Annotated in this window: 24 protein-coding genes; 19 read left to right on the top strand and 5 right to left on the bottom strand. The window is 76.6% G+C overall.

Translation table 11 applies throughout. The annotated features are described in order from the left end of the window. Positions 1-467 precede the first annotated feature (467 nt). The 6 genes from IEX99_RS18605 to IEX99_RS18580 are packed head-to-tail and all read left to right on the top strand — an operon-like array spanning position 468 to position 5,645. A complete protein-coding gene (locus tag IEX99_RS18605; RefSeq protein ID WP_188903059.1) occupies positions 468-1,163 on the top strand; it encodes a TVP38/TMEM64 family protein in 696 nt (231 codons plus the stop codon). Next, complete coding sequence (locus IEX99_RS18600; protein ID WP_188903056.1) at positions 1,156-2,589, top strand: dihydrolipoyl dehydrogenase family protein; 1,434 nt, start codon at positions 1,156-1,158, stop codon at positions 2,587-2,589. Before IEX99_RS18605 ends, IEX99_RS18600 begins: the two co-directional genes overlap by 8 nt. Positions 2,590-2,639: 50 nt before the next feature. Continuing rightward, positions 2,640-3,434: a 3-hydroxybutyrate dehydrogenase gene (locus IEX99_RS18595; RefSeq protein ID WP_188903054.1), complete on the top strand. Its 795-nt coding sequence runs from the start codon at positions 2,640-2,642 to the stop codon at positions 3,432-3,434. After that, a complete protein-coding gene (locus IEX99_RS18590) occupies positions 3,431-4,591 on the top strand; it encodes a patatin-like phospholipase family protein (protein ID WP_229678137.1) in 1,161 nt (386 codons plus the stop codon). The genes IEX99_RS18595 and IEX99_RS18590 overlap by 4 nt, the downstream gene beginning before the upstream one ends. Before the next feature lie 35 nt (positions 4,592-4,626). Then, a complete protein-coding gene (locus IEX99_RS18585; RefSeq protein ID WP_188903052.1) occupies positions 4,627-4,833 on the top strand; it encodes a hypothetical protein in 207 nt (68 codons plus the stop codon). Beyond that, positions 4,830-5,645 (top strand): methyltransferase domain-containing protein, encoded by an 816-nt coding sequence (locus IEX99_RS18580; RefSeq protein ID WP_188903050.1) that lies wholly within the window; start codon positions 4,830-4,832, stop codon positions 5,643-5,645. The genes IEX99_RS18585 and IEX99_RS18580 overlap by 4 nt, the downstream gene beginning before the upstream one ends. Here the strand turns inward: IEX99_RS18580 and IEX99_RS18575 are convergent. Further along, a complete protein-coding gene (locus IEX99_RS18575) occupies positions 5,642-6,628 on the bottom strand; it encodes a polysaccharide deacetylase family protein (RefSeq protein WP_188903048.1) in 987 nt (328 codons plus the stop codon). The two genes, IEX99_RS18580 and IEX99_RS18575, sit on opposite strands and share 4 nt — an antisense overlap. Positions 6,629-6,917: 289 nt before the next feature. Between IEX99_RS18575 and IEX99_RS18570 the strand changes: the two genes are divergently transcribed. From IEX99_RS18570 to IEX99_RS18510, 13 genes are all read left to right on the top strand, one after another. Continuing rightward, positions 6,918-7,190 carry a phosphopantetheine-binding protein gene (locus IEX99_RS18570; protein ID WP_188903046.1) on the top strand — a complete coding sequence of 91 codons (273 nt, stop codon included), beginning with the start codon at positions 6,918-6,920 and terminating at the stop codon, positions 7,188-7,190. A gap of 11 nt (positions 7,191-7,201) precedes the next feature. Further along, positions 7,202-7,882 carry a COG4648 family protein gene (locus IEX99_RS18565; protein WP_188903044.1) on the top strand — a complete coding sequence of 227 codons (681 nt, stop codon included), beginning with the start codon at positions 7,202-7,204 and terminating at the stop codon, positions 7,880-7,882. Beyond that, a complete protein-coding gene (locus IEX99_RS18560; protein ID WP_188903042.1) occupies positions 7,872-9,284 on the top strand; it encodes an AMP-binding protein in 1,413 nt (470 codons plus the stop codon). Before IEX99_RS18565 ends, IEX99_RS18560 begins: the two co-directional genes overlap by 11 nt. Continuing rightward, on the top strand, positions 9,281-9,616 hold the full coding sequence (locus IEX99_RS18555) for a hypothetical protein (protein WP_188903040.1): 336 nt from the start codon (positions 9,281-9,283) through the stop codon (positions 9,614-9,616). The genes IEX99_RS18560 and IEX99_RS18555 overlap by 4 nt, the downstream gene beginning before the upstream one ends. After that, a complete protein-coding gene (locus tag IEX99_RS18550; protein ID WP_229678136.1) occupies positions 9,613-10,566 on the top strand; it encodes an LpxL/LpxP family acyltransferase in 954 nt (317 codons plus the stop codon). Before IEX99_RS18555 ends, IEX99_RS18550 begins: the two co-directional genes overlap by 4 nt. After that, positions 10,533-11,108 carry a LolA-related protein gene (locus IEX99_RS18545; RefSeq protein ID WP_188903038.1) on the top strand — a complete coding sequence of 192 codons (576 nt, stop codon included), beginning with the start codon at positions 10,533-10,535 and terminating at the stop codon, positions 11,106-11,108. Before IEX99_RS18550 ends, IEX99_RS18545 begins: the two co-directional genes overlap by 34 nt. Beyond that, the gene (locus IEX99_RS18540) at positions 11,105-13,477 is read left to right on the top strand and encodes an MMPL family transporter (protein WP_188903036.1); all 2,373 of its coding nucleotides are present in this window, start codon (positions 11,105-11,107) and stop codon (positions 13,475-13,477) included. Before IEX99_RS18545 ends, IEX99_RS18540 begins: the two co-directional genes overlap by 4 nt. Positions 13,478-13,484: 7 nt before the next feature. Next, entirely contained in the window at positions 13,485-14,690 is a 1,206-nt protein-coding gene (locus IEX99_RS18535) for a beta-ketoacyl-ACP synthase (protein WP_188903034.1), read from the top strand. Next, positions 14,687-15,478, top strand: a complete 792-nt coding sequence (locus tag IEX99_RS18530) for a beta-ketoacyl synthase chain length factor (RefSeq protein ID WP_188903032.1) — start codon at positions 14,687-14,689, stop codon at positions 15,476-15,478. The genes IEX99_RS18535 and IEX99_RS18530 overlap by 4 nt, the downstream gene beginning before the upstream one ends. Next, a complete protein-coding gene (locus tag IEX99_RS18525; RefSeq protein WP_188903029.1) occupies positions 15,472-15,951 on the top strand; it encodes a hydroxymyristoyl-ACP dehydratase in 480 nt (159 codons plus the stop codon). The genes IEX99_RS18530 and IEX99_RS18525 overlap by 7 nt, the downstream gene beginning before the upstream one ends. Positions 15,952-15,960: 9 nt before the next feature. Then, positions 15,961-16,683 (top strand): 3-oxoacyl-ACP reductase FabG, encoded by a 723-nt coding sequence (gene fabG, locus IEX99_RS18520; protein ID WP_188903027.1) that lies wholly within the window; start codon positions 15,961-15,963, stop codon positions 16,681-16,683. Positions 16,684-16,792: 109 nt separating this feature from the next. Beyond that, positions 16,793-18,352, top strand: a complete 1,560-nt coding sequence (gene lnt, locus IEX99_RS18515; protein ID WP_229678135.1) for an apolipoprotein N-acyltransferase — start codon at positions 16,793-16,795, stop codon at positions 18,350-18,352. Positions 18,353-18,578: 226 nt separating this feature from the next. Then, positions 18,579-19,040, top strand: coding sequence for a helix-turn-helix domain-containing protein (locus IEX99_RS18510; RefSeq protein WP_188903023.1), 462 nt, complete (start codon positions 18,579-18,581; stop codon positions 19,038-19,040). Between the two features lie 24 nt (positions 19,041-19,064). Here IEX99_RS18510 and IEX99_RS18505 read toward each other — a convergent pair whose 3' ends face one another. The 4 genes from IEX99_RS18505 to IEX99_RS18490 all read right to left on the bottom strand — a co-directional run bounded on the left by IEX99_RS18505 (position 19,065) and on the right by IEX99_RS18490 (position 23,706). Then, on the bottom strand, positions 19,065-19,562 hold the full coding sequence (locus IEX99_RS18505) for a VOC family protein (RefSeq protein ID WP_188903021.1): 498 nt from the start codon (positions 19,560-19,562) through the stop codon (positions 19,065-19,067). Between the two features lie 13 nt (positions 19,563-19,575). Continuing rightward, positions 19,576-20,253: a glutathione S-transferase family protein gene (locus tag IEX99_RS18500; RefSeq protein WP_188903019.1), complete on the bottom strand. Its 678-nt coding sequence runs from the start codon at positions 20,251-20,253 to the stop codon at positions 19,576-19,578. A gap of 139 nt (positions 20,254-20,392) precedes the next feature. Continuing rightward, positions 20,393-20,704, bottom strand: coding sequence for a hypothetical protein (locus IEX99_RS18495; protein ID WP_188903016.1), 312 nt, complete (start codon positions 20,702-20,704; stop codon positions 20,393-20,395). Positions 20,705-21,075: 371 nt separating this feature from the next. Next, entirely contained in the window at positions 21,076-23,706 is a 2,631-nt protein-coding gene (locus tag IEX99_RS18490; RefSeq protein WP_188903014.1) for an FtsK/SpoIIIE family DNA translocase, read from the bottom strand. Positions 23,707-23,962 lie beyond the last annotated feature (256 nt).

Raw genomic sequence — 23,962 nt, 5'->3', positions numbered from 1 at the left:
AACCGCAGTGGCAGGAATTCCGGCGCGATGCGGCGCAAGGGGCTGGGCGAGGGCGGTCGGGCTCCGCGCGCGCCGACCGGCCGCCGCCCCTCGGGGCCGGCGACCGCGCCCACGGCCAGAACCGTCGCGCCCCGGTGCCGGGCGAGCCTCGCCAGCCGCGCAGGCGGACCGGGCGCCGTTGACGCAGCGCCCGCGACTCCCCTCCTGGCTGTCGGGCATCCTCCTGCCCGCATAACCCCGTCCCCGCCCGTCGTGAAGGCGCGCGCACGATGCCCGATCCCGATGCCGCGGCGGCCGCGATCACCGCCGCGACCAACACCCCGACCGGCGTCGCCGCCGCCGCGCCTGCCGAAGGGCGCGCAGCGCCGCCCGCCGCTTCGCCCGCTCCCGTCGCGACGGGCGGGGGAGGACCGAGGCGGGGACCGGATCCCGCCTGCCGGGCGGCGCCCGGCGCCCGGCGCAGGCTCGTGCCGCGCCTGCTGCCGCTCGGCCTGATCGCGCTCGCCCTCGCGCTCACCTATGCGTTCGGCCTGCACCGCCTGCTCTCCTTCGAGGCGCTGGCCCGGCACCACGAGGCGCTGGCGGCGCTGGTCGCCGCCGATCCGCTCGCCGCCGCCGCGCTCTACCTCGCCGCCTACATCGCCGTCGTCGCCCTCTCCCTGCCCGGCGGGGCGGTGATGACCCTCGCCGGAGGGTTCCTGTTCGGCCCCTGGCTCGGCGCCGGGCTTGCCGTGTCCGGCGCGAGCCTCGGCGCCTGCCTGCTGTTCCTCGCCGCCCGTTCCGCCCTCGCCCCCCTGGTCGCGGCGCGGGCGGCGCCGCTGCTCGACCGCCTCCGGCCCGGCCTCGAGCGCGACGGGTTCTTCTGTCTGCTCTCGCTGCGCCTGGTCCCGGTGGTGCCGTTCTGGCTGCTCAACCTCGTCCCGGCCCTGGTCGGCATGCGCCTCCTCCCCTATGCCGCCGCCACCGTCCTCGGGATCGTCCCGGGAGCGGCCGTGTATGCCGGCATCGGCGCGGGCCTGGGCGGGATCCTGGCGCGGGGGGAGACCCCCGACCTCTCGGCGATCCTCTCGCCCGGCATCCTGCTTCCGCTGCTCGGGCTGGCGGCGCTGTCGCTGCTCGGGGCGTGGTGGCGCCGGCGCAGGGGAACTGAGGGGCATGGCTGACTACGACGTGGCGATCATCGGCGCCGGCGCGGCCGGGCTCTCGGTCGCCGCCTTCGCCGCGCAGCTCGGCCTGAAGGTCGCGCTGATCGAGCGGGCGCGCATGGGCGGCGACTGCCTGAACCACGGCTGCGTCCCCTCCAAGGCGCTGCTCGCCGCCGCCCGCCGCGCGCAGCAGGCGCGCGACGCCGCCCGCTTCGGCATCCGCCTGCCGCCGCCGGAGATCGACTGGGCCGCGGTGCGCGCCCATGTGCGCGGCGCCATCGCCCGCCTCGCCCCGAACGACTCCGAGGCGCGGTTCCGCGCCCTCGGCGCCGAGGTGATCCGCGCCAGCGCCCATTTCGTCGCCCCCGACACGATCGAGGCCGGCGGCCGCCGCCACACCTTCCGCCGCGCCGTCGTCGCCGCCGGCAGCGCCCCCGCGGTGCCCGGCATCCCGGGCCTCGCCGAGGTGCCCTACCTCACCAACGAGACGCTCTTCGACCTCGAGGACCCGCCCGGCCACCTGATCATCGTCGGCGGCGGCGCGGTCGGGCTGGAGATGGCGCAGGCGCATGTCCGGCTCGGCTGCCTCGTCACCGTCATCGAGGCGGCGCCCGGCATCGCCGGGCGCGAGGACCCCGAGCTGGTCGAGGGCCTGCGCCAGGCGCTCAAGGCCGAGGGCGTGGCGCTGCGCGAGGGCGCGGCGCTGCGCCGGGTCGAGCCGGACGAGGCCGGCGGCCTCGCCGCGGTGCTGGAGGACGGCAGCCGGATCGCCGGCACGCACCTGCTGCTCGCCGCGGGCCGGGTGCCGCGCCTCGCCGGCCTCGACCTGCCGGCGGCCGGCATCGAGGCGACGCGGCACGGGATCGTGACCGACCTCTCGCTGCGCTCGGTCTCCAACCGCCGGGTCTGGGCGGCCGGGGACATCGCCGACCCGCGGGGCCTCGGCCCGCGCGGCTTCACCCACGTCTGCGCGCAGCACGCCGCGATCATCGCGCGCGCGATGCTGTTTCGCCTCCCGGCGAAGCTCGACTACGCGGCGCTGCCGCGCGTGACCTACACCGACCCCGAGCTCGCCCAGGTCGGGCTGACCGAGGCCGAGGCGCGCGAGGCCGGGCATACGGCGCTGCGCATCCTGCGCTGGCCGCTCTCGGAGAACGACCGCGCGGTGGCCGAGGGGCGGCCGGAGGGGCTGGTCAAGCTGGTCGCCACGCCGAAGGGCCGGCTGCTCGGCGCCTCGGTGCTCGGCCCGCGGGCGGGCGACATGGCCGGGATGTTCGGGCTGATGATCGGGCGGAAGCTGCCGCTCTCGGCGCTCGCCGGCCTCGTCCTGCCCTATCCGACCCTGGCCGAGGCGGCGAAGCGGGCGGCGGGCGAGTTCTTCGTCCCCCGGCTCCTCTCCCCGGCGGCGAAACGACTGGCCGGCTTGCTCATGCGCCTGCCCTGAGCCTATTGCGGCGGCTCGTCGCTGCGGTTGCGAAGGATCGGGGCAGTCCCATGGAACGCACGCTGGAGGGCCGCACGGCCCTCGTCACCGGCTCGACCTCCGGCATCGGCCTCGGCATCGCGCGGATGTTCGCGCGGGCCGGGGCGACGGTGATGCTGAACGGCCTCGGCCGGCCGGAGGACATCGCCGCGGCGCGGCGCGAGGTCGGCGCCGCCATGGGCGGCGGCGAGGCGCCGTTCTCCGACCACGACCTGTCGCGGCCCGCCGCCGTGCGGGAGATGGTGGCGGCGGCCGAGAAGGCGCTCGGCCGGGTGGACATCCTGGTCAACAACGCCGGCATCCAGTTCACCGCGCCGATCGAGGAGTTCCCGGAGGAGCAGTGGGACCGGATCCTCGCGATCAACCTCTCCGCCGGCTTCCACGCCATCAAGGCGGCGCTGCCGGGGATGAGGGCGCGGGGCTGGGGGCGGATCGTCAACATCGCCTCCGCCCACGGCCTGGTCGCGAGCCCGTTCAAGGTCGCCTACGTCGCCGCCAAGCACGGCGTCGTCGGGCTGACGAAGACGGTGGCGCTGGAGGTCGCGCGCACCGGCGTCACCTGCAACGCGATCTGCCCGGGCTTCACCCGCACGCCGCTCGCGGAGGCGCAGGTCGTCGCCGCGGCGCGGGAGAGGGGCATCAGCGAGGAGGAGGCGCTGACCGAGGTGGTCCTCGCCAAGCAGCCCTCGAAGCGCTGGGTGGAGGTGGAGGAGGTGGCGCGCATGGCGCTCTACGTCTGCGGCCCCGACACGGCCAGCCTGAACGGGGCGGCGCTGAGCATAGACGGCGCCTGGATCGCGGCGTGACGACGGACGCGCCCGCGACCGGGCCGAAGCGCAGCGCGGCGAAGCGCGAGGCGGCCGACCGCATCGCCGCCACTGAGGTGCTCGGCCCGGTCGCGCACCGCGCGCCGCGGCCCGCGACGCCGTCGCGCGCGCCGTCCGGGAAGCGGAGGATCAGCCTCGGCCTGCAGGGCGGCGGCACGCACGGCGCCTTCACCTGGGGCGTCCTGGAGCGGCTGCTCGAGGACGACCGGCTCGAGATCGACGGCGTCTCCGGCACCTCGGCCGGGGCGATCAACGCGGTGATGCTGGTGCAGGGCCTGATCGAGGACGGGCCGCAGGGCGCGATCCACGCCCTCGACCGCTTCTGGCGCAGCATCGGCGCCCGGCTGACGGCGAGCCCCGTCCGCAGCCTCCCCTGGGAGAGGCTGATCTGGGGCCACGACCTGACCTACTCCGTCGCCTACCAGACCTTCGAGACCCTGACCCGGGTCTTCTCCCCCTACCAGATCAACCCGACGCCCTTCGACTACAACCCGCTGCGCCGGGCGCTCGAGCAGTCGGTGGACGTCGCGCTGCTGCGCGAGGCGGCGAAGGCGCCGAAGCTCTTCGTCTCCGCGACCAACGTGCGCACCGGCAAGCCGCGCATCTTCAGCCGCAGGGAGATCAGCGTCGAGGCGCTGCTCGCCTCCGCCTGCCTGCCGCAGATCTTCAAGGCGGTGGAGATCGACGGCGAGCCCTACTGGGACGGCGGCTACCTCGGCAATCCCGCCCTCTGGCCGCTCTACGAGCATGGCGGGCCGCCCGACATCGTGGTGGTCCAGCTCAACCCCCTGGTCCGCGAGGAGACGCCGACCACGCCGGCCGAGATCATGAACCGGCTGAACGAGATCACCTTCAACGGCTCGCTTGTCGCCGAGATGCGCGCGATCGACTTCGTCCAGCGCCTGCTCGACGCGGGGCGGCTGGAGCAGCCGCGCTACCGTCGCCTGTTCCTGCACGTGATCGAGGACGAGGAGCGGATGCGCCGCTTCAAGCTCTCGACGAAGTTCAACGGCGACTGGGACTTCCTCCAGACCCTGCGCGGCTACGGCCGCGAGGCTGCCGACCGCTGGCTCGCCGAGCATTTCGACAAGCTCGGCCGCGAGAGCAGCCTCGACATCCGCGCCCGTTACCTGTGAGGTGGCGACGGACGCGGAACGGAGGGGGCGGGGCGATGCCGATGGGGTCCTGGCTGCGCATCGCGCTGGCGGCGGTGGTCGGCGTCGGCGCGCTGGTCCTGCTGGCGGGCCGGCAGGAGGCGGTCCTGACCGCCGAGCATCTCGGCGTGCTTCTGTTCGCCGCCTGCTTCGCCTACGCGATCCGGGTGGTGGACCGGCATTTCGACGCCCGCGAGCGGGGCGACGAGGAGGAGGGACGATGAGCGGCCCCGCGCCGTCCGCCAACCCCGGCTGGGACCCGGAGCAGTACCTGCGCTTCGGCGACGAGCGGCTGCGCCCCGCCCTCGACCTGATCGCGCGCCTGCGGCATCCCGGCCCGACGCGCCGCGTGGTGGACCTCGGCTGCGGCGCCGGCAATGCCCTGCCGATCCTCGCCGCGCGCTTCCCCGGCGCCGAGGTCACCGGCGTGGACGGCTCCGCCGCGATGCTCGCCCGTGCCGCCCGGGCGGGCTTCCGCGTCGAGCAGGCGGACATCGCCGCCTGGGCGCCGACCGAGCCGGTGGACGTGATCTTCTCCAACGCCGCCCTCCACTGGCTGACCGGGCACGAGACGCTGTTCCCGCGCCTGCTCGGCTGTCTCGCCCCGGGCGGCGTGCTCGCGGTGCAGATGCCGGCGATGGACGCCGCGCCCTTCCGGACGCTGCAGTACGAGGTCGCGGCGCGCGAGGGGCAGCCCTGGACGGAGCGGCTGCGCGGCGTGCGCAGCGCGCCGCCGATCCTGGCGCCGGAGACCTACTACGACCTGCTCGCCGGCCGCACCGCCGCGCTCGACCTGTGGCTGACCGAGTACATCCACGTGCTGCGCGGCCCCGACCCGGTCGTGCAGTGGGCCCTGGGCAGCAGCCTGCGGCCTTTCCTCGACGCCCTCGACGACGGTCCGGCGGCGGAGGCGACGGACGTGCGGGCGGCCTTCCTCGCCGCCTACGCCGAGGCGGTGCGGCCGCGCTACCCGCCGCGGGCGGACGGCGCGGTGCTGCTGCCGTTCCGGCGGCTGTTCATCCTGGCGCGGGTCTAGGGACGCGTTCGCCCGCCTGCACTCGCCGCAACGGCCCTCGCGCCCCGGGCTTCGGGCCGATCCGCGCTCCCGGCCGTCTCCGGCCGCCCGCGATCGGCTCGTGGCGTGCCGCCGGGGGGCGCGGCCCCCGCCGCCCACCCCGGCCGGAAGGAGCGGTCCGCCGCGGCGCGCATCGCCTCCAGCCGCGCGGCGAAGGGGAGCGAGCGCCGACCGGCGAGCACCGCCCGCAGCCGCCCCTCCATGCGCCCGCGGTTGAGCCACAGCATCAGGCTCGCCCCGAGGCCGAGATCGGCATAGCGGCGCAGCCCCTGCGCCGTGTCCACGTCGTAGGGATGGCAGTAGGTCCAGAACACGGCGCCGTCCGGCGCCGCGCCGGCCTGGCGCGCGAACTGCCGCAGCCGCCAAGGCGGCAGGTAGCGGAGGTACATCCCGCCGAGGAAGGGCATGGCGAGCGGCCCCACGCGGCCGAGCGGGCAGGGCAGCTCGAGCACCCCGGACGGCCACAGGAAGGGCCGCCGCGGCGCGCCCGGATAGCCGTGCAGGAAGTTCCAGGCCGGCACGACCGACGAGGAATAGGCGAAGCCCAGCTCGCCGAGGATCGCCGTCGCCCAGGGGGCGGTGCCCGCCGTCAGCGAGAACATCGGCGCGCGGAAGCCGAGCACGGGCGCGCCGGCGAGGTCCTCGATCCGCGCCTTGCACGCCGCAAGGCCGGCGCGGAACCCTTCCGGGGTTTCGGCGCCCAGCGCGCGGTGCCGCTCGCCGTGCGAGGCGAGCTCGTGGCCGCGCCGGGCGATCTCGCGCACCAGGCCGGGGGCGCGGCGGGCGGCCTCGCCGAGGACGAAGAAGGTGCCGCGCCCCTCCGCCTCCTCGAGCAGGTCGAGCAGCCGGCGGGTGGTGCGCTCCAGCCGGGCGGCGGAGGATTCCGGGTGCAGTTCCTCCACGTCCACGGTGAAGGTGAGCGAGTCCGGCAGCGCGGCGAACACCGCGGCGCGCCGGGCGGCCGCGGCGTCGGGCGCAGGCGGCGCGGGCGCGCCCGCCGCGCCCCGCGATGCCGCCCTTGAGACGCCGCTTGGCCCTTGATAACCTTGGCCTTCGGCGCGGGGGGGCGGCGCGATTGTCCGATTGCGTGGCATCCGACTTTCTGGCATCCGGCGGTCTGATATCGGGCGTCCTGGTCGCGCGGAACCCGGGCGCCGCATCTTTCCGCGCGCAGCGCCGCCGGCGCGGCGGGGATGCCCGTCCTCCAACCGATTGCGGGGCCTTGGTCCGAGCATGTCCGTGACTTCGACAGTTCCCCTGGAAGCCGAACTTGCCCGGCTGATCGTGGAAGCCCTGCATCTCGAGACGGCGCCCGAGGAGATCGATCCCGAGGCGCCGCTGTTCAACGAGGGCCTCGGCCTCGACTCGATCGACGCGCTGGAGATCGCCCTCGCCATCTCCCGCCGCTACGGCTTCCAGCTCCGCTCCGACGACGAGCGCAACCACCGCATCTTCGCCAGTCTGCGCGCCCTCGCCGCGCACGTCGAGAAGCATCGGACCAGGTAGGGCGCCACGGGATGGCCGGGGAGCCGCCAAGCGCCGCCTCGCTCCCGCTGGCGCTGACCGGGCTGCTCGGCGCCGGCTTCGTGCTGGCGCGCGCCCTCGGTGCGGACGGCCTCGCCGCCGCGGCGCTGGCGGCGGGGCTGGCGATGGCGGTGGCGACGTCCGGGCGCGGCGCGGCGCGGCGCGGACGCCTCGGCGGCGCGCTCGGCCTCGCGGGGCTCGCGGCGGCGGTCGCCGTCGCGCCGCCGCCCTGGCTCGGGCACGCCCTCGACGCCCTGCCGCCCCTGTGCGAGCTCCTGCTCGCGCTGGTCTTCGCCGCGACGCTGCTCCCCGGACGGGAGCCGCTGATCGCGCGCTACACCCGGCTCGACCGCGGCGTCGTGCCGCCCGAGTGCGAGGGCTACGCGCGCCGCCTGACCGCGTTCTGGGCGGCGCTGCTGGCCCTGCTGGCGATCGGGCACGGGCTGGTGCTCGCCGGCGTCCTGGCGGTGCCGGACGGGGTTCTGCTGGCGGTCAATCCCGGCCTGGTGGCGGCGGTGTTCCTCGCCGAGCACCTGGTGCGCACGCTGCGCTTCCCGCATCTCGGCATCGCCTCGCCGCTGCGGACCTGTCGCGTCGTGCTCCGCGCCGGATGGCACGAAGCGGCCCTCGCGCCGGCCTCGGCGGCGCCGCGGCGCCCGCGCCATGCCGCCTGACGCCGCCGGCACGATCGGCGCCGCGCCGCCGCTGACGCCGCGCCGGCCGGAGGCGGTGCTGTTCCGCCGCCGCGGCGAGGCGATCACGGTCGGCCGCTTCCTCGCCGAGGCCGCCGCGCTGGCGGCGCGGCTGCCGGAGGCGCCCTGCGCGATCAACCTCTGCGCCGACCGCTACCTCGCCCTGCTCGGCTTCGCCGCGGCGCTGATGCGCGGCCAGACCACCCTGCTCTCGGCCGACCGCTCGCCGCGCCGGCTGCGCGAGCTGGCGGAGCGCCATCCCGGCGCCCACGCCCTGGTGGACGACGCCGCCACCCTGGCGCAGGACGCCGCCGCCGCCGCCTGCCCCGTCGTCGTGACCGGCTGCGCCGAGGCGCTCCTCCCCCCCGGCGACGCCGGCCGCGCCGTGGCCGCGCCGCGCATCCCGGCGGAGCGGATCGCCGCCATCGCCTTCACCTCCGGCAGCACCGGCGAGCCGGCGCCGCACGCCAAGCCCTGGGGCGCCCTGGTCGCCGGCGCGCGCGCCGCCGCGGCGCGCTTCGACCTCGCCGATCCCGCCCGGCCCGCCAGCATCGTCGCCAGCGTCCCGGCGCAGCACATGTACGGCTTCGAGACGACGCTGCTGCTGCCGCTGCACGCCGAGGCGGCGGGCCATGCCGGCCCCACCTTCTACCCCTCCGACCTGGCCGAGGCGCTCGCCGAGGCGCCGCCGCGCCGCCTCCTCGTGACCACGCCGCTGCAGCTCCGCGCCCTGCTCGCCTCCGGCGCCGGGCTGCCGGCGCTGGAGGCGGTGATCTCCGCCACCGCGCCGCTCGCCGGGGAACTCGCGGCGGAGGCGGAGCGGGCCTGGCGGACCCGGGTGCTGGAGATCTACGGCGCGACCGAGGCGGGCTCCCTCGCCAGCCGCCGCACCGTCGAGGGGCCGCTGTGGCGGCCCTACGACGGCGTGCGCCTCCGCATCGCGGCGGACGGCTCGGCGCTCGCCGAGGTGCCCGGCCTGCCGCGGCCGGTGCCGCTCGCCGACGAGCTGGCGCCGGCCGGGGACGGCCGCTTCCGCCTGCTCGGCCGGCGCGCGGACGTGGTCAAGCTAGCCGGCAAGCGGGCCTCGCTCGCCGGGCTCACCCGCATCCTCAACGAGATCGAGGGGGTGCGCGACGGCGTCTTCGTCGCCCCGGAGGACCTCGACCGCAACCCGCGCGCGCGGCTCGCCGCCTACGTCGTCGCCCCAGACCGCTCGGCGCGCGAGATCGTCGCCGCGCTGCGCGAGCGGATCGAGCCGGCCTTCCTGCCGCGCCCCGTGGTGATGCTGGACGCGCTGCCGCGCGACGCGGTGGGCAAGCTCTCGCGCCGCGCCCTCGCCGCGCTGCGGCCCGCCGCCGCCCGGCGGCCGCGGAGCGACGCGTGAGCGGCGCCGCCGCCCGCGCCGAAGCCCAGGCGGCCATCTCAGTGCCGGCCGACCATCCCGCCTTTCCCGGCCACTTCCCGGGCCGGCCGGTGGTGCCCGGCGTGGTGCTGCTCGACCTGGCCGCGGAGGCGGCGCGGCGCGCCTTCCGTCTCGGTCCGCTGCGGCGGATCGCCCGGGCGAAATTCGTCGCCCCCGTCGGCCCGGGCCAGGCGGTGGCGCTGCAGCTCTCGCGGCGCGCGGACCGCCCGCTCGCCGTCGCCGTCGCGAGCGATGCCTTCTCCTGCGAGGCGGAGTTCGCGCCGCCCCCCGACGGAACGGACCCTCCGGCGTGACCGCCTGGACGCGGCAGAAGGAGCGCGGCAGCCTCGCGGCGCTGCGGCTGATGACGCGCCTCGTCTTCGCGCTGGGCTGGCGCGCGGGACACGCGCTGCTCCGTCCGATCACCGCCTATTTCGTGCTCACCGCGCCGGCGGCGCAGCGCCGGGCCGTGCGCGCCTATCTCGCGCGGGCGCTCGGCCGCGCGCCGGGCCTGCGGGACGTGTTCCGGCTCTACTTCGTCTTCGCCTGCACCATGCTCGACCGCGTCTTCCTGCTCGCCGGCCGCAGCGCCGGCTACGCGGTGGAGGTGGTCGGGCTGGAGCGGCTGGACGCGCGGCTGCGCGCGGGGCAGGGCGTGATCCTGCTCGGCGCGCATCTCGGCAGCTTCGAGGTGCTGCGCGTGCTCGCCGGCGCCGACTGCCCGGTCGAGATCCGGCCGATGATGTACGAGGAGAACGCGCGCCAGGCGGACGCGCTGTTCAACGCGCTCGATCCCGCCCGCGCCGGCAGCGTGATCGCGCTCGGCCGGCCGGACACCATGCTGCGCGCGCGCGAGTGCCTGGAGCGCGGCGGCATCGTCGGCCTGCTCGGCGACCGGGCGCCGCGCGGCGAGCGGATGCTGCGCGTGCCCTTCCTCGGCGCCGCGGCGCCCTTCCCGGCGGGGCCGCACCTGCTCGCGCACGTGCTCGGCGCCCCGGTGATGCTGTTCTTCGGCCTCTGGCGCGGGCCGCGCCGCTACGAGCTGCGCTTCGAGCCCTTCGCCGAGCGCATCTCGCTCGACCGCGCCGACCGGCCGGCGGCCCTCGCCGAATGGGCCGCGCGCTATGCGGCGCGGCTGGAGGCGCTGTGCCGCGCGCACCCCTACAACTGGTTCAACTTCTACGACTTCTGGGGCGAGTTCGAGGACCCGCCGCCATCGCCCTCCGCGCCATGCCCCGCCGCCGAAGCTGCTGCGCCGCGCTGATCCTCGCCGCGCTCGCCCGCGCCGCCCGCGCCGAGGCGCCGCTCGAGGCGCTGATGCGCGCCTTCGCCGCGATCCGCGCGAGCCGCGCCGCCTTCGTCGAGGAGAAGGAGATGCCGGAGCTCGACCGGCCGCTCCTCTCGCGCGGCACGCTCTCCTGGCAGGCGCCCGACCGGCTGGAGAAGCGCACCACCGCGCCCATCGAGGAGGTGCTGCGCGTCGAGGGCGACCTGCTGACGCTGGAGCGGCCGCTGCAGGGCACGCGGCAGGTGCTGAGCCTCGACCGCTCGCCCGAGATCCGCCCGCTGGTCGAGGCGATCCGCGCCACCCTGGCCGGCGACCTCGCCGCGCTGCGCCGCCACTACGCGGTCGCCTTCGAGGGCGACCCCGCGGGCCGCTGGACCCTGGTCCTGACGCCGCTCTCCGGGCGCGTGCTCGCCGCCGTGCAGCGGGTGGCGCTGACCGGGCGCGGGGCGGCGATCCTCGGCGTGGAGTCGCAGCACGGCGGCGGCTTCACCCGCATGCGCATCGAGCCGGCGCGGTGAGGGCGCCGGCCGGCCTGCGCCGCCTGCTGCCGCTGCTCGCCGTCCTCGCCCTGCTCGGCGCGGCGAACGCGGCGGTGCTGCGCGCGGTCGGCGTCACCACCGACATGGCCGGCTTCCTGCCGCCGCCGCGCAGCGAGGCCAGCGCCTTCCTGCTGCGCGAGCTGCGCACCGGCGCGGCCACCACGCTGCTGCTCGTCGGCATCGAGGGCGCGCCGGTGCCGGAGCTGGCGCGGCTCTCGCGCGCGCTCGGCGAGGCGCTGCGCGCCTCCGGCCGCTTCGCCTTCGTCGGCAACGGCACGGAGGGGATCGCCGAGGCCGAGCAGGAACTCCTGTTCCGCCACCGCTACCTCCTTTCCCCCGCGGTCACGCCGGCGCTGTTCGAGACGCCGGCGCTGCGCGCGCGGCTCGAGGCGCTGCTCGACGGGCTGCGCGGCGCCGCCTCGCCGCTGCTCGCGCGCATCGGCTTCGCCGATCCGGTGGGCGCGTTCGTGGAGCTGCTGCGCGCCTGGACCGCGGGCAGCACGGTCGCGCTGCGCGCCGGCGTGTGGTTCGCCGATCCGCCGCCGTCCGGGACCGGCGAGCGCGCGCTCTTGATCGCCCGCACCGCCGCCACGGGGCTGGACACGGAGGCGCAGCGCGAGGCGGTGGCCGCGCTGCGCGCCGCCTTCGCCGCGGCGGAGCCGGCGCCGGGCGCGCGCCTCCTGGTCAGCGGCCCGGGCGTCTTCGCGGCCGAGGCGGCGGCGGCGATCCGCGCCGATCTCGCCATGATCTCGGCCCTCTCCGCGGCGCTGCTCGCGGCCTTCCTGCTCTGGCGCTTCCGCACGCCGCTGATGCTCCTGCTCGCGGCGGTGCCGCTCGCCGCTGGCGTGCTCGCGGGCGCCACGGCGGTGGCGGCGGCGTTCGGCGAGATCCACGGCGCCGCGCTCGGCTTCGGCATGACCATGCTCGGCGTGACCGCCGACTACCCCATCCTCCTGGTGACGCAGCGCCGTCCCGGCGAGTCGCTGGCGGAGACCGCGCGGCGCGTCTGGCCGACGCTGCGCCTGGCCTCGCTCGCCGCCGCCGCGGGGCTCACCGCGATGGTTCTCTCCGACGTGCCGGGCCTCGCGCAGCTCGGCCTGTTCGCGGCCCTCGGCCTGCCGACGAGCGCGCTGGTCACGCGCCTGCTGCTGCCGCGCCTCGTCCCGCCGGCGGCGGGCATCGAGGCGCGCGCCCTGCCGCCGCCGCTGGCGCGCGCGCTGCTGGCGCTGCCGCGCCGGCGCGGCGTCGCCTGGGCGCTGCTCGCCGGCGCCGCGCTGTACCTGGTCGCGATCGGCGGCCCGCCGGCGGAGGACGACCTTGCCGCACTCAGCCCCGTCCCGGCGGCGCAGCGCGCGCTGGACGGCGAGCTGCGCCGCCAGCTCGGCGCGCCGGACGTCGGCGTGCTGGTCGCGCTCGCCGCGCCCACGGCGGAGGCGGCTCTGCAGGGCGCGGAACGCATCGGCGAGGCGCTGGCCCCCCTCGTCGCGCGCGGCGCGCTGGGCGGCCTCGACCTGCCGAGCCGCTACCTGCCGAGCGAGCGCACCCAGCGCGCCCGCCAGGCCGCCCTGCCCGATGCCGCGACGCTGCGCGCGCGCCTCGCCGCGGCCGCGGCGGGCCTGCCCTTCCGCCCCACCGCCTTCGACCGCTTCCTCGCCGACGTCGAGGCCAGCCGGACCCTGCCGCCCCTGACGCGCGCCGACCTCGCCGGCGGCGAGGCCGGATCGCTGCTCGCCGCCCGCCTCGCCCCGCTGCTCGCCCCGCTGCCCGACGGCCGGGGCTGGCAGGCGCTGGCCGTGCCGAACGACCTGCGCGAGCCGGAGGCGCTGCGCGCCGCGCTCGCGGCGCTGCGCCTGCCAGGGCTGCTCGTCGTGGAGGCGAAGGCGGAGACCCAGGCCCTGGTGGATGCCGCCACCCGCCAGGCCCTGCTGTGGTGCGGTGTCGGCGCGGCGATCGTCCTTGGCCTGCTGGCCGCCGGCCTGGGCGGCCCCGCTGCGGCGCTGCGCACCGCGGCGCCGCTTGCCGGCGCCGTGCTGCTCACCCTCGCCGGGCTCGCGCTGCTCGGGGAACGATTCGCCCTGTTCCACCTGGTCTCGCTGCTCTTGCTGGCCGGCGTGGGCATGGACTATGCCTTGTTCGTCGCCCGTTCCGCTGGCGAGCCCGTGGAGGAGCGGGCCCGGGCGCTGGGATCGGTCGTCCATTGCACCCTCACCACCCTGCTCACCTTCGGCCTGCTGGCCTTCTGCGCGACGCCGGTGCTGCGCGCGATCGGGCTGACGGTGGCGATCGGCACCGCCTGCGCCGCGGCGCTCGCCGCCACGCTGGTCCCGGCGGCGCGGGCGCCCTCCTGACCGCCGCATGCGCCAGCCCCCGCTGAGCATCGCCGCCCACACCGCGGTCAGCGCCATGGGCGTCGGCCTCGACGCCACACGCGCGGCGCTGCGCGCGCGCCGCGGCGGCCTCGCCCCCTGCGACCTGCCCGGCGCGCCGGAGGGCATCTGGGTCGGCCGCGTGCGCGGGCTGGAGGAGGTCGCGCTGCCCGCGCCGCTGGCGCGCTTCGCCTGCCGCAACAACCGCCTCGCCGAGCTGGCCCTGCGCGCCGACGGCTTCGCCGAGGCGGTCGCGGAGGCGCGCGAGCGCCACGGCGCCGAGCGCATCGCCGTCGTCCTCGGCACCTCCACCGCCGGGATCGAGGAGACCGAGCAGGCCTATCGCCGCCGCGACGCCGAGGGCCGGCTCCCCGCCGACTTCGACTTCGAGCACACCCACGACCTCTACGCGCTGCCGCGCTACGTCCGCGCGCGGCTCGGGCTGCGCGGCCCGGCGATGGTGGTCTCCACCGCCTGCACCTCCGGCGCGCGCGCCTGGCTCGACGCGGCGGCGCTGATCGCGGCGGGGGTGGCGGACGCCGCGGTGGTCGGCGGGGTGGACACGCTCTGCCGGATGACGCTGCACGGCTTCGCCTCGCTCGAGCTGCTCGCGCGCGGCGGCCCGACGCGGCCCTGCGCGGCGGACCGCGACGGCATCTCGATCGGCGAGGCGGCGGCCTTCGCGCTGCTGGAGCGCCCGCGCGCGGGCATGCGCGGCGGCCTCGCCCTGCTCGGCGCCGGCGCCTCGACCGACGGGCACCACATGTCCTCGCCGCATCCGGAGGGGCTCGGCGCGGCGGCGGCGATGCGCGCCGCGCTGGAGGCGGCGGGCCTCGCGCCGCGCGAGATCGGCTACGTCAACCTGCACGGCACCGGCACGCGCGCCAACGACGCGATGGAGGACCGGGCGGTGGCGGCCGTGTTCGGGCCGCGCGGCGTGCCCTGCTCCTCCACCAAGGGCTGGTCCGGCCACGCGCTCGGCGCCTCCGGCGCGCTCGAGGCGACGATCGCCGCGCTCTGCGTCGAGGAGGGGCTGATCCCCGGCTGCCTCGGCATCGAGCGGGCCGATCCGGGCTTCGAGAGCGCCGTCCTCGCCGAGAACCGCGAGGTTCCCCGCCTGGACCGCGTGCTCTCCAACTCCTTCGGCTTCGGCGGCAACAATTGCGCCCTGGTGATCGGGCGGCTCCCCGCGTGAGGGTCGCGGTCGTCGGCGTCGCGGTGCTGGGACCCGGCCTGCCCGGCTGGGCGGCGAGCGCGCCCGTCCTCGCCGGCGCCGCGCCCTACGCGCCGGCGCCCCTCGCCCTGCCGCCGCCCGCCGCGCTGCCGGCGACCGAGCGGCGGCGCACCTCGCCGGCGGTCCGCCTGGCGCTCGCCGCCGCGTCCGAGGCCGCCGCCGCGAGCGGGCGCGCGCCCGCCTCCCTGGAGACGGTCTTCGCCTCCTCGAACGGCGACGGGCAGGTGGTGGGCGCGATCCTCGAGGCGCTGAGCGCGCCGGAGGGGGCGATCTCGCCGACGCAGTTCCACAACTCCGTGCACAACGCCGCGGCCGGGTACTGGGGCATCGCGGTCGGCTCGACCCGGCCCTCGGTCTCGGTCGGCGGGTACGACCAGGTCTTCGCCGCGGGGCTGCTGCACGCCGCCGCCCGCGTCGCCGCCACCGGCGCGACCGTGCTGTTCTGCGCCTACGACGCGCCGCTCGACGAGCCGCTGGCGGGCTGCCGCCCGACCGTGGCGCCCTTCGCGGCGGGACTGGTGCTGGCGCCGCCGGGGCAGGGCGCCCTTGCCCGGCTCGACATCCGCTACCGGGCGGAGCCCGCGCCGCCGCCGCCGCCGGCCGCGACCGGGCTCGAGGTGCTGGCCGCGGGCAATCCGGCGGCGCGCGCCCTGCCCCTGCTGCGCGCCCTGGCGCGGCGCGAGGTGGCGCGGCTCATGCTGCCGATGCTCGAGGATGGCCGCGTCGAGATCGCGGTCGCGCCATGCTGAGCGAAGGCGCGTCCGGCCTGGCGCCGGGCATCCCGCCGACGCCGCCCCTGCTCGATGGCGCGGCGGTGCGGCGCCTGGTGCCGCACCGGGGCGCGATGTGCCTGCTCGACGCCATCGCCGCCTGGGACGGCGTGCGCATCGCCGCCCTCGCCCTGTCGCACCGCGATCCGCGCAACCCGCTGCGGCGCGCCGGCGCGCTGCCCGCGATCTGCGGCGTCGAGTACGCGCTGCAGGCGATGGCGGCGCACGGGGCGCTGCGCGCGTCCGGGCGGGCGCAGCCGGCGGGCTTCCTCTCCAGCCTGCGCGGGGTGGAGATCGCGGCCGAGCGGCTCGACGATCTGCCCGGGCCGCTGCTCGTCACCGCCGAGGCCCTTGCCGCGGAGGCGCGCGGCTTCATCTACCGCTTCGCGGTCGAGGGCGGGGGGCGGCGCCTGCTCGCCGGCCAGGCCGCGATCATCCTGCCGGGGGAGTAGGGAGGGGAGATGCGGCGCGCGCTGGTCACCGGCGGCGGCAGCCCGATCGGCGCGGCGATCGCGCACGCCCTGGCGGCGCAGGGCGCGCATGTGCTGGTGCACGGCCACGCCAACCCGGCGCGCGCCGAGGCGGTCGCGGCGGCGATCCGCGCCGGCGGCGGCAGTGCCGAGGCGGTGGCCTTCGACCTCACCGAGGCGGCGGCGACCGCCGCCGCGGCGGAGCGGCTGCTCGAGGACGGCCCCGTCCAGATTCTCGTGCACAATGCCGGCGCGCACGACGATGCGCCGATGGCGGGCATGAGCGCGGCGCAGTGGCGCCACGTGATCGCCGTCTCGCTCGACGGCTTCTTCCACGTCGCGCGCCCGCTGCTGCTGCCGATGATCGGCACGCGCTGGGGGCGGATCGTGGCGATGTCCTCGCTCTCCGCCATCATGGGCAACCGCGGCCAGGCGAACTACGCCGCGGCGAAGGCCGGGCTGATCGGCGCCGTGCGCGCCCTGTCGCTGGAATGCGCGCCGCGCGGCGTGACGGTGAACGCGGTCGCCCCCGGCATCATCGAGAGCCCCGCGGTGGAGGCGGCCGGGCTGACGCGGGAGAGGATCGCCAAGATGGTGCCCGCGCGGCGCGCCGGGCGGCCGGAGGAGGTGGCGGAGCTGGTCGCCTTCCTCGCCTCGGACCGCGCCGGCTACATCACCGGGCAGTGCATCTCGATCAATGGCGGGCTGGCGTGACGCGCCCGGGCAGGCTGGCGGCTGCGGCCCGGCGGACGCCGGGCCCGCCGCGCCGGCGCCGCGCCCCGGTTCCTTGCCGCGAGGCGGGGCGGCGGGTAACGCCCCGGGCGTGATCCCCGCCCGCCTCCTCCGCCGGATCGCGGCGCTGCCGCCCCGGCGGGCGCTGCTGCTCGCCTTCGGCCTCGGCCTGCTCGCGGCGCTCGCCCTGCCGCCGGTGCACGCGGTGCCGGTGCTGCTGGTCTCGATCCCCGGGCTGCTCGCCCTGGTCGGCGCCGCGCCGAGCGCGCGGCGGGCGGCGCTGATCGGCCTCCTCTGGGGCTGGGGGCACTTCGCGGGGGGGCTCTACTGGATCACCCACGCCATCCTCACCGAGGTCGAGCGCTTCTGGTGGCTGGTGCCGATCGCGGTGCCGGCGATCGCGCTGCCGCTCGGCCTGTTCGTCGCGGCGCCGGCGGCGCTCGCCTGGCGCGCCGCGCCGGGCTGGCCGCGGCTGCTCGTCTTCGCCGGCGGCTTCATCCTGGCCGAGATGCTGCGCGGCGTGCTGCTCACCGGCTTCCCGTGGAACCTGATCGGCACGGTCTGGGCCTTCGACGCGGTGCCGATCCAGGGCGCCGCCTGGATCGGGGTGCACGGCCTCGGCCTCGCGACGCTGCTGCTCGCCGGGCTGCCGATGGCGGGCGGCGGCTGGCGCGTGCTGGCGGGCGGGGCGGTTGCGGGCCTCGCGCTGTTCGGCCTGCTCGGCGCGGTGCGGCTGGGGATGGCGGACCCCGACGGGCCGCGCGCGAACCCGCCCTGGCGGGTCGTCCTCGTCCAGGGCAACGTGCCGCAGGACCTGAAGTGGCGGCAGGAGACGCGGCTGCCGATCTTCCGCCGCTACCTCGACCTGACGGAATCGGCGGTCGCGCGGCTGCTGCCCGACCTCGCCCCCGGCGAGCGGATCGTGGTGGTCTGGCCGGAGACGGCGAGCCCCTTCCGCCTCGCCGAGGACGCCGAGGCGCGGCGCCTGATCGCCGCGCGGCTGCCGCCCGGGGCGGTGCTGCTCGCCGGCACGCTGCGGGTCGAGTGGGGGCCGGACGGCCGGCCGCGCGACATCTACAACAGCCTGCTCGCGGTCGACTCCGAGGGCCGGGTCACGGGGGGCTACGACAAGGCGCATCTGGTGCCCTTCGGCGAGTACATGCCGCTGCGCGGCCTGCTGCCGGTGCGGGTGGTGCCGATGGCGATGGACATCAGCCCCGGGCCCGGCCGCGTGACCCTCGCGCCCTCGCTCCTGCCGCCCTTCGGCGCGCTGATCTGCTACGAGGTGATCTTCCCCGGCGCGGTGACGCCGAATCCGCGGCCGGAATGGCTGGTGAACGTCACCAACGACGCCTGGTTCGGCCTCTCGGCCGGGCCCTACCAGCATCTCGCCGCGGCGCGGCTGCGCGCGGTGGAGGAGGGCCTGCCGCTGGCGCGGGCGGCGCAGACCGGGATCTCGGCCGTCTATGATTCGCTCGGCCGCGTGCAGGCGCGGCTCGGCCTCGGCGAGACGGGTGTGGTCGCGGCGCGATTGCCCGCGCCGCGTGTAGCGACGGCGTTCGCCCATCTGGGGTTGGCGATCCCCGCAGGGCTTGCGTCCTTCAGCTTCGCCCTGGGGTGGTGGCTGGCCCGGCGGGCGCGGCGAGATTGAATCTTGAATATTCTCCGGCACGGCTCTCGCCACCACGGGCTGTCTCGAACGCCGAGATTTCTCAAAAGAGTTGACAGACCAGCGACATAGCGTTACTCGGACCTAGGCTTGCAAGCATGCGGCCGCAACGCTGACGTGCGGATCGGACGTCGAGTCCTGCGAGACTCGCCGCCGGAATCTGCAGCGGCAGGGCGGATCGCCAGAACGGCGGAGGCGGAGAGTGCTCATGGAGGAAGTGGCAGAGCGCAACGCGACGAGCGAGCGCGAGCACCGCCCGAGCCCGATCGACGTGCACGTGGGCAGCCGCGTCCGGCTGCGGCGCACCCTTCTCGGCATGAGCCAGGAGAAGCTGGGCGAGGCGCTCGGCCTCACCTTCCAGCAGGTGCAGAAGTACGAGCGGGGGGTGAACCGGATCGGCGCCAGCCGGCTGTTCGACCTCGCCCGCGTGCTCGACGTGCCCGTGAGCTTCTTCTTCGACGACATGCCCGACGCCATGGGCGCCAATCCCGCCGTGGGCGGGCGCCGCAGCGGCGGCTACGGCCTGTCCGAGGCGCAGGAAGGCTTCGACGACGACACGCTGCACCGGCGCGAGACGCTGGAGCTGGTGCGCGCCTACTACCGCATCACCGATCCGGCGGTGCGCAAGCGCGTCTTCGACCTGATCAAGAGCCTCGCGCCGGCCGAGTAGCGCGGCGCGGCGCGCGGGCGGGCGCTACCGCCCCGCCGCCGCCTTCTCCGCCTGCCAGCGGTCGAGCGTGGCGCGCGCGCCGTTGCGGCGCGGGTCCATCGCCGCGTCGTGCCCGGGCTTCTTCACCGTCAGCTCCGCCACATAGCCGTTCGGGTCGCGGAAGTAGATCGAACGCATGGCGCCGTGGTCGCTCGGGCCGCGCGTCTCGATCCCGAGCGCGCGGCCGCGCTCGAGCATGCGCTGCAGCTCCTCCTCGCTCCCGACCTCCATCGCCACGTGGAGGTCGAAGTCGTGCTGGTCCTTGAAGTCGAAGTCCCGGTCCGGCGCCTCGAAGAAGGCGAGGAAGGTGCCGTCGCCGAGGCGGAAGAAGGTGTGCAGCACCTTGGTCTGCCGCCCGGTCTGGGTGGTGCGGATGTCCAGCGCGCCGGCGAGTTCGAGGCCGAGGAAGTCCTCGTAGAACCGCCGCGTCACCTCGGAATCGCGGCAGCGATAGGCGACGTGGTGGAAGGCGCGAATGCCCATGGCCCGCCCCCCTTCAGGCCTTCGCCGTCCGCTGCGCGAGGCAGTGGTCGCGCCAGGCCTCCCACGGCCCGTTGACCTCGGCCCAGCAGGGCCGCGCGCGCATCGCCTCCATCCAGCGCGTGATGCGCGGATAGGGCGCGAAGTCGAAGGCGATCATCTCGCCGATGCTGGCGAAGCAGACGCCCAGGTAATCCGCCAGGTCGGGGTCGGCGCCGCCGAGATAGGGGCCGTCCCCGCCGAGCCAGTGGTCGTTCAGGACGCCCATCAGCTGCGCGGACCGCTCGGCGCCGCGCGCCAGCACCGCCGCCTGCACCGCCGGGCCCTTCCAGCCGAGGTGGGGCAGGATCTGCGGATAGACGAAGCCGTAGCCGAATTCCCGGTAGAAGCCGGTGTTGAACCAGTCCATCTGCGCGTTGACCCGCGCCCGCCCGCGCGGGTCGGACGGGTAGGCGGGCGAGCCGGCCTTCTCAGCCAGGTACTTGAGGATCGCCGAGGACTCCGCGAGGCGGAAGCCGTCCGGCTCCTCGAGCACCGGAACGCACCGGTTGGCATTGATCGCCCCGAACGCGGCGGTGAGGTGGGCGCCCGACATCAGGTCCACGGTCTCCAGCGCCAGCGGGACGCCCGCCTCGGCGGCGAACATCTGGACCGGGCGGCAGGTGGTCGAGCCGGGGAAATAATAGAGCTTCATGGCGGCGTTCCTCCCGGAGCAGCCGCGGCAACATAGTCGCCGCACTGCGCGAAGGCACGCACCATCGCCGCCGGCGGGAGTCGCACGCGCGTGAGCGAGAGCGCCCCGGCCGCCTCGCCCGGCCCGGAGAGGGGCGGCGTCAGCGCGGCGGCGGCATGTGCATCGACTCCGTCCGGTAGTCGGCCGGCGGACGGAAACGCGCGGGCTCCTGCGGCCCGTAGGCGACGCGCGTCGCCTCGATTCCCTCCGCGCCGTCGGGCCCGCGGGCGTGCAACAGCACCCCATCGGCGGTGACGCGGGCGGAGCCGCGCCGGCCGTTCTGCTCCTGCACCTGCCAGACGGTGCAGGAATGGCCGGCGACGCGGTCGCTGCCCTCGCGCGTCAGCCGGGCGTTCGGCGGGATCTGGACCGGCCAGGGCAGGCTCCCGCCGGCCGGGATCTCTATGACCACGCGCAGCGCATCCATCACAGGAAGGCGCGGCGCTCCTTCAGGTCCATGATCATCGCGCCCTGGCCCTCGGGCATGTCCACCCGCATGCGCTGCTCGCCGCTGAGCCAGGCGATGCGCATCTCCCGGTCCCCGGCGAGGCGATAGGTGACGGCGATATCGCGCGGCGGCAGGCGCGGCGCCGGCGACAAGGGCGAGCGCAGTGCGGCGCATGCGGAACACTCCCCGGAACGCCGCGCACCGTCGTCCGGCACCGCTGGCCGAATCAAGCGCGGGCGCGGGACGGCGCCGGGCCGCGCCACCGTCCCGCCCCCTCTCCTGCGTCGCCGCCGCGCCGACGCGGGGAGCGCCGCGCCCGCCGTCCGCTCCCGCCCTCACTCCTCCGTCCGCCGCGCCAGCACCTCGCGCTTGCCGACGTGGTTCGCCGGCCCGACGATGCCCTCCTTCTCCATCTGCTCGATCAGCTTGGCCGCGCGGTTGTAGCCGATCTGCAGGTGGCGCTGGAGGAAGCTGGTGCTCGCCTTGCCCTCGATGGTGACGAGGCGCACCGCCTGGTCGAACAGGCTCTTCTCGCCCTCGCTCGCGCCCGCGATGCCGGAGAGCGACAGGCCCCCGGCCTCGCTGCCCTCCTCGTCGGTCTCCGTCACCTCCTCGACGTAGCTCGGCTCGCCCTGCTCGCGCAGGAAGGCGACGACGCGCTCGACCTCCGCGTCGCTCACGAACGGCCCGTGCACGCGGCTGATGCGGCCGCCGCCCGCCATGTGCAGCATGTCGCCCTGGCCGAGGAGCTGCTCCGCCCCCTGCTCGCCGAGGATGGTGCGGCTGTCGATCTTCGAGGTCACCTGGAAGGAGATGCGGGTCGGGAAGTTCGCCTTGATCGTGCCGGTGATCACGTCCACCGAGGGCCGCTGCGTCGCCATGATCACGTGGATGCCCGCCGCGCGCGCCATCTGCGCCAGGCGCTGCACCGCCGCCTCGATCTCCTTGCCGGCGACGATCATCAGGTCGGCCATCTCGTCTATGACGACGACGATCATCGGCAGCGGCTCGAGCGTGAGCGGCTGGTCCTCGAACACCGGCTTGCCCGTCTCCGGGTCGAAGCCGGTCTGCACGCGGCGCGTCAGCACCTCGCCGCGGCGGCGCGCCTCCGTCACCTTCTCGTTGTAGCCCGCGATGTTGCGCACGCCGAGCTGCGACATGGCGCGGTAGCGCCGCTCCATCTCGCGCACCGTCCACTTCAGCGCGCCGATCGCCTTGGGCGGCTCGGTGACGACGGGCGCCAGCAGATGCGGGATGCGGTCGTAGACCGAGAGCTCCAGCATCTTCGGGTCGATCATGATGAACCGGCACTCGTCCGGGCTCAGCCGGTAGAGCAGGCTCAGGATCATCGTGTTCACGGCGACCGACTTGCCCGAGCCGGTGGTGCCGGCGATCAGCAGGTGCGGCATGCGGGCGAGGTCGGCGATCACCGGCGCGCCGCCGATGTCCTTGCCGAGCGCGAGGTTGAGCCGCCCCGGATGGCGCGCCCAGTCCTCCGATTCCAGCAGCTCGCGCAAGAACACCGTCTCGCGCCGCGCGTTCGGCAGCTCGATGCCGATGACGTTGCGCCCGGGGACGGTGGCGATGCGCACCGCGAGCACGCTCATCGAGCGCGCGATGTCGTCGGCGAGGCCGATGACGCGCGCGCTCTTCGTCCCCGGCGCCGGCTCCAGCTCGTAGAGCGTGACCACGGGGCCGGGGCGGATCTCGACGATGCGCCCGCGCACGCCGTAGTCCTCGAGCACGCTCTCGAGCAGGCGGGCGTTGCCCTGCAGCGCCTCCTCGCTCGGCCGCCCGGCGCCGCGCCTCGCGCCCGGCTCGGCCAGCAGGTCGAGCGGCGGCAGGCGCCAGGCGCCGTCCTCCAGCGCGAGGCTCGGCTGCAGCGCGGCGGCGCTCTTCCTCGGATCCGGCGCGCGCTCGGCGACGCGCGGCGCGTCGGGCGGAGCGGCCATGCGCCCCGGGCGCTGCGCCTCGGGCACCACCGGCGGCTCGGGAGGGACATAGGCGCCACCGCCATGCCGGCCGGCCGGCGACGCATGCGCCGCCCCGGCAGCCGCGGCGTCGGCGGCGCGCAGCACGGCGCCGAGCGGCACCGCGCCGTGGCCGTGACCGCGCCGCTCGCGGCGCAGCAGCGGCGGCCACCACCCGCCGCCGAAGGCGCGCGCCAGCAGCGCCGGAGGACGCCGCGGCGGCGCCTCGGCGGCGCGCGTCGGCTCGTCCCGCGGCGCGACCACGGGCGAGGCGCGAGCAGGCCGCGAGTCGCGGCGGCGCAGCGGCCACAGGACGAGGCGGGCGAGCCCGACGCCGTGCCGCCCCGCGCGGGCCGCCGCCCGTCCGACGCCGCGCCACTCGCCGGGAGTGAGCCCGCAGGCGACGAAGCCCAGCCCGGCCGCGGCGCCCGCCAGCAGCGCGTGGCCGATCGCCGTGCCGAGCGGTCCGAACCAGTCCGACAGCCCCTCGACCACCAGCCGCGCCACCAGCGGGCCGGCCGCGCCGCCCGGCCCCGCCTCGACCGGAAGGGAGGCGGGCAGCGGCAGCAGGGTGAGCACGGCGGCGAGCAGCGGCAGCGCCGCGAGCAGCGCCGCGACCCGGCCGGCGAAGGGGTCGAGCCCGCGATGCGACGCCAGTCGCCACGCCCAGGCGAGCAGACAGAGCACCGGCAGCAGCGCCGCGAAGCCGACGCCCTGGAGCAGCAGGTCGGACACCAGCGCGCCGACCGGCCCTGCCAGGTTCGTCGCCGCCCGATCGGTCGCGGTGTTCAGCGACGGATCGGCCGGATCATGGCTGGCCAGCGCGAGCAGCAGCGCCAGCCCCGCCAGCGCCAGCGCCAGGCCAAGGAACTCCCGGATGCGCCGGCGCAGCACGGCGCGGACGACGGGCGAGGCGAAGCGGCGCGGGCCGGAGGCGACCCGGCCGGAGGAGCCGGCGGATCGGTCGGCAGCGAGGGCATCGGTGGCGCGTGGCATCGGGGGCTGCTTGATATCGAACCGCAATCATACACGGGAAACGCTTGCCCGGTCAGCACCTTCGCCAGCCTGGCCGGGTCCCTGCGCGCCATGGCGGCACTCTCGCTCCCCGCGCGGCCGGCAGCGCCGGAGCGGCCGCGCCGCAGTCGGCACGGCGGCGGAGCGGCGCGGACCGCCGGCAGTCTCGCCGGCGATGGTCCCGGGACGGGGGGGCGCCTATCTAGGGGGCTCTCCCCCCGATCCCGTCGAAAGCGCG

Origin of the sequence: Caldovatus sediminis (assembly GCF_014644455.1) — a bacterium.
Taxonomy (GTDB): domain Bacteria; phylum Pseudomonadota; class Alphaproteobacteria; order Acetobacterales; family Acetobacteraceae; genus Caldovatus; species Caldovatus sediminis.
The sequence above is the reverse complement of the archived record's forward strand: the minus strand, read 5'-3'. Positions and strand labels throughout refer to the sequence as shown.

Coding starts and splice junctions, on each gene's coding strand:
- IEX99_RS18600 (WP_188903056.1), top strand. CDS start 1,156: ATGGCTGACTACGACGTGGCGATCATCGGCGCCGGCGCGGCCGGGCTC.
- IEX99_RS18595 (WP_188903054.1), top strand. CDS start 2,640: ATGGAACGCACGCTGGAGGGCCGCACGGCCCTCGTCACCGGCTCGACC.
- IEX99_RS18585 (WP_188903052.1), top strand. CDS start 4,627: ATGCCGATGGGGTCCTGGCTGCGCATCGCGCTGGCGGCGGTGGTCGGC.
- IEX99_RS18580 (WP_188903050.1), top strand. CDS start 4,830: ATGAGCGGCCCCGCGCCGTCCGCCAACCCCGGCTGGGACCCGGAGCAG.
- IEX99_RS18570 (WP_188903046.1), top strand. CDS start 6,918: ATGTCCGTGACTTCGACAGTTCCCCTGGAAGCCGAACTTGCCCGGCTG.
- IEX99_RS18565 (WP_188903044.1), top strand. CDS start 7,202: ATGGCCGGGGAGCCGCCAAGCGCCGCCTCGCTCCCGCTGGCGCTGACC.
- IEX99_RS18560 (WP_188903042.1), top strand. CDS start 7,872: ATGCCGCCTGACGCCGCCGGCACGATCGGCGCCGCGCCGCCGCTGACG.
- IEX99_RS18545 (WP_188903038.1), top strand. CDS start 10,533: ATGCCCCGCCGCCGAAGCTGCTGCGCCGCGCTGATCCTCGCCGCGCTC.
- IEX99_RS18535 (WP_188903034.1), top strand. CDS start 13,485: ATGCGCCAGCCCCCGCTGAGCATCGCCGCCCACACCGCGGTCAGCGCC.
- IEX99_RS18525 (WP_188903029.1), top strand. CDS start 15,472: ATGCTGAGCGAAGGCGCGTCCGGCCTGGCGCCGGGCATCCCGCCGACG.
- fabG (WP_188903027.1), top strand. CDS start 15,961: ATGCGGCGCGCGCTGGTCACCGGCGGCGGCAGCCCGATCGGCGCGGCG.
- IEX99_RS18510 (WP_188903023.1), top strand. CDS start 18,579: ATGGAGGAAGTGGCAGAGCGCAACGCGACGAGCGAGCGCGAGCACCGC.
- IEX99_RS18505 (WP_188903021.1), bottom strand. CDS start 19,562: ATGGGCATTCGCGCCTTCCACCACGTCGCCTATCGCTGCCGCGATTCC.
- IEX99_RS18500 (WP_188903019.1), bottom strand. CDS start 20,253: ATGAAGCTCTATTATTTCCCCGGCTCGACCACCTGCCGCCCGGTCCAG.
- IEX99_RS18490 (WP_188903014.1), bottom strand. CDS start 23,706: ATGCCACGCGCCACCGATGCCCTCGCTGCCGACCGATCCGCCGGCTCC.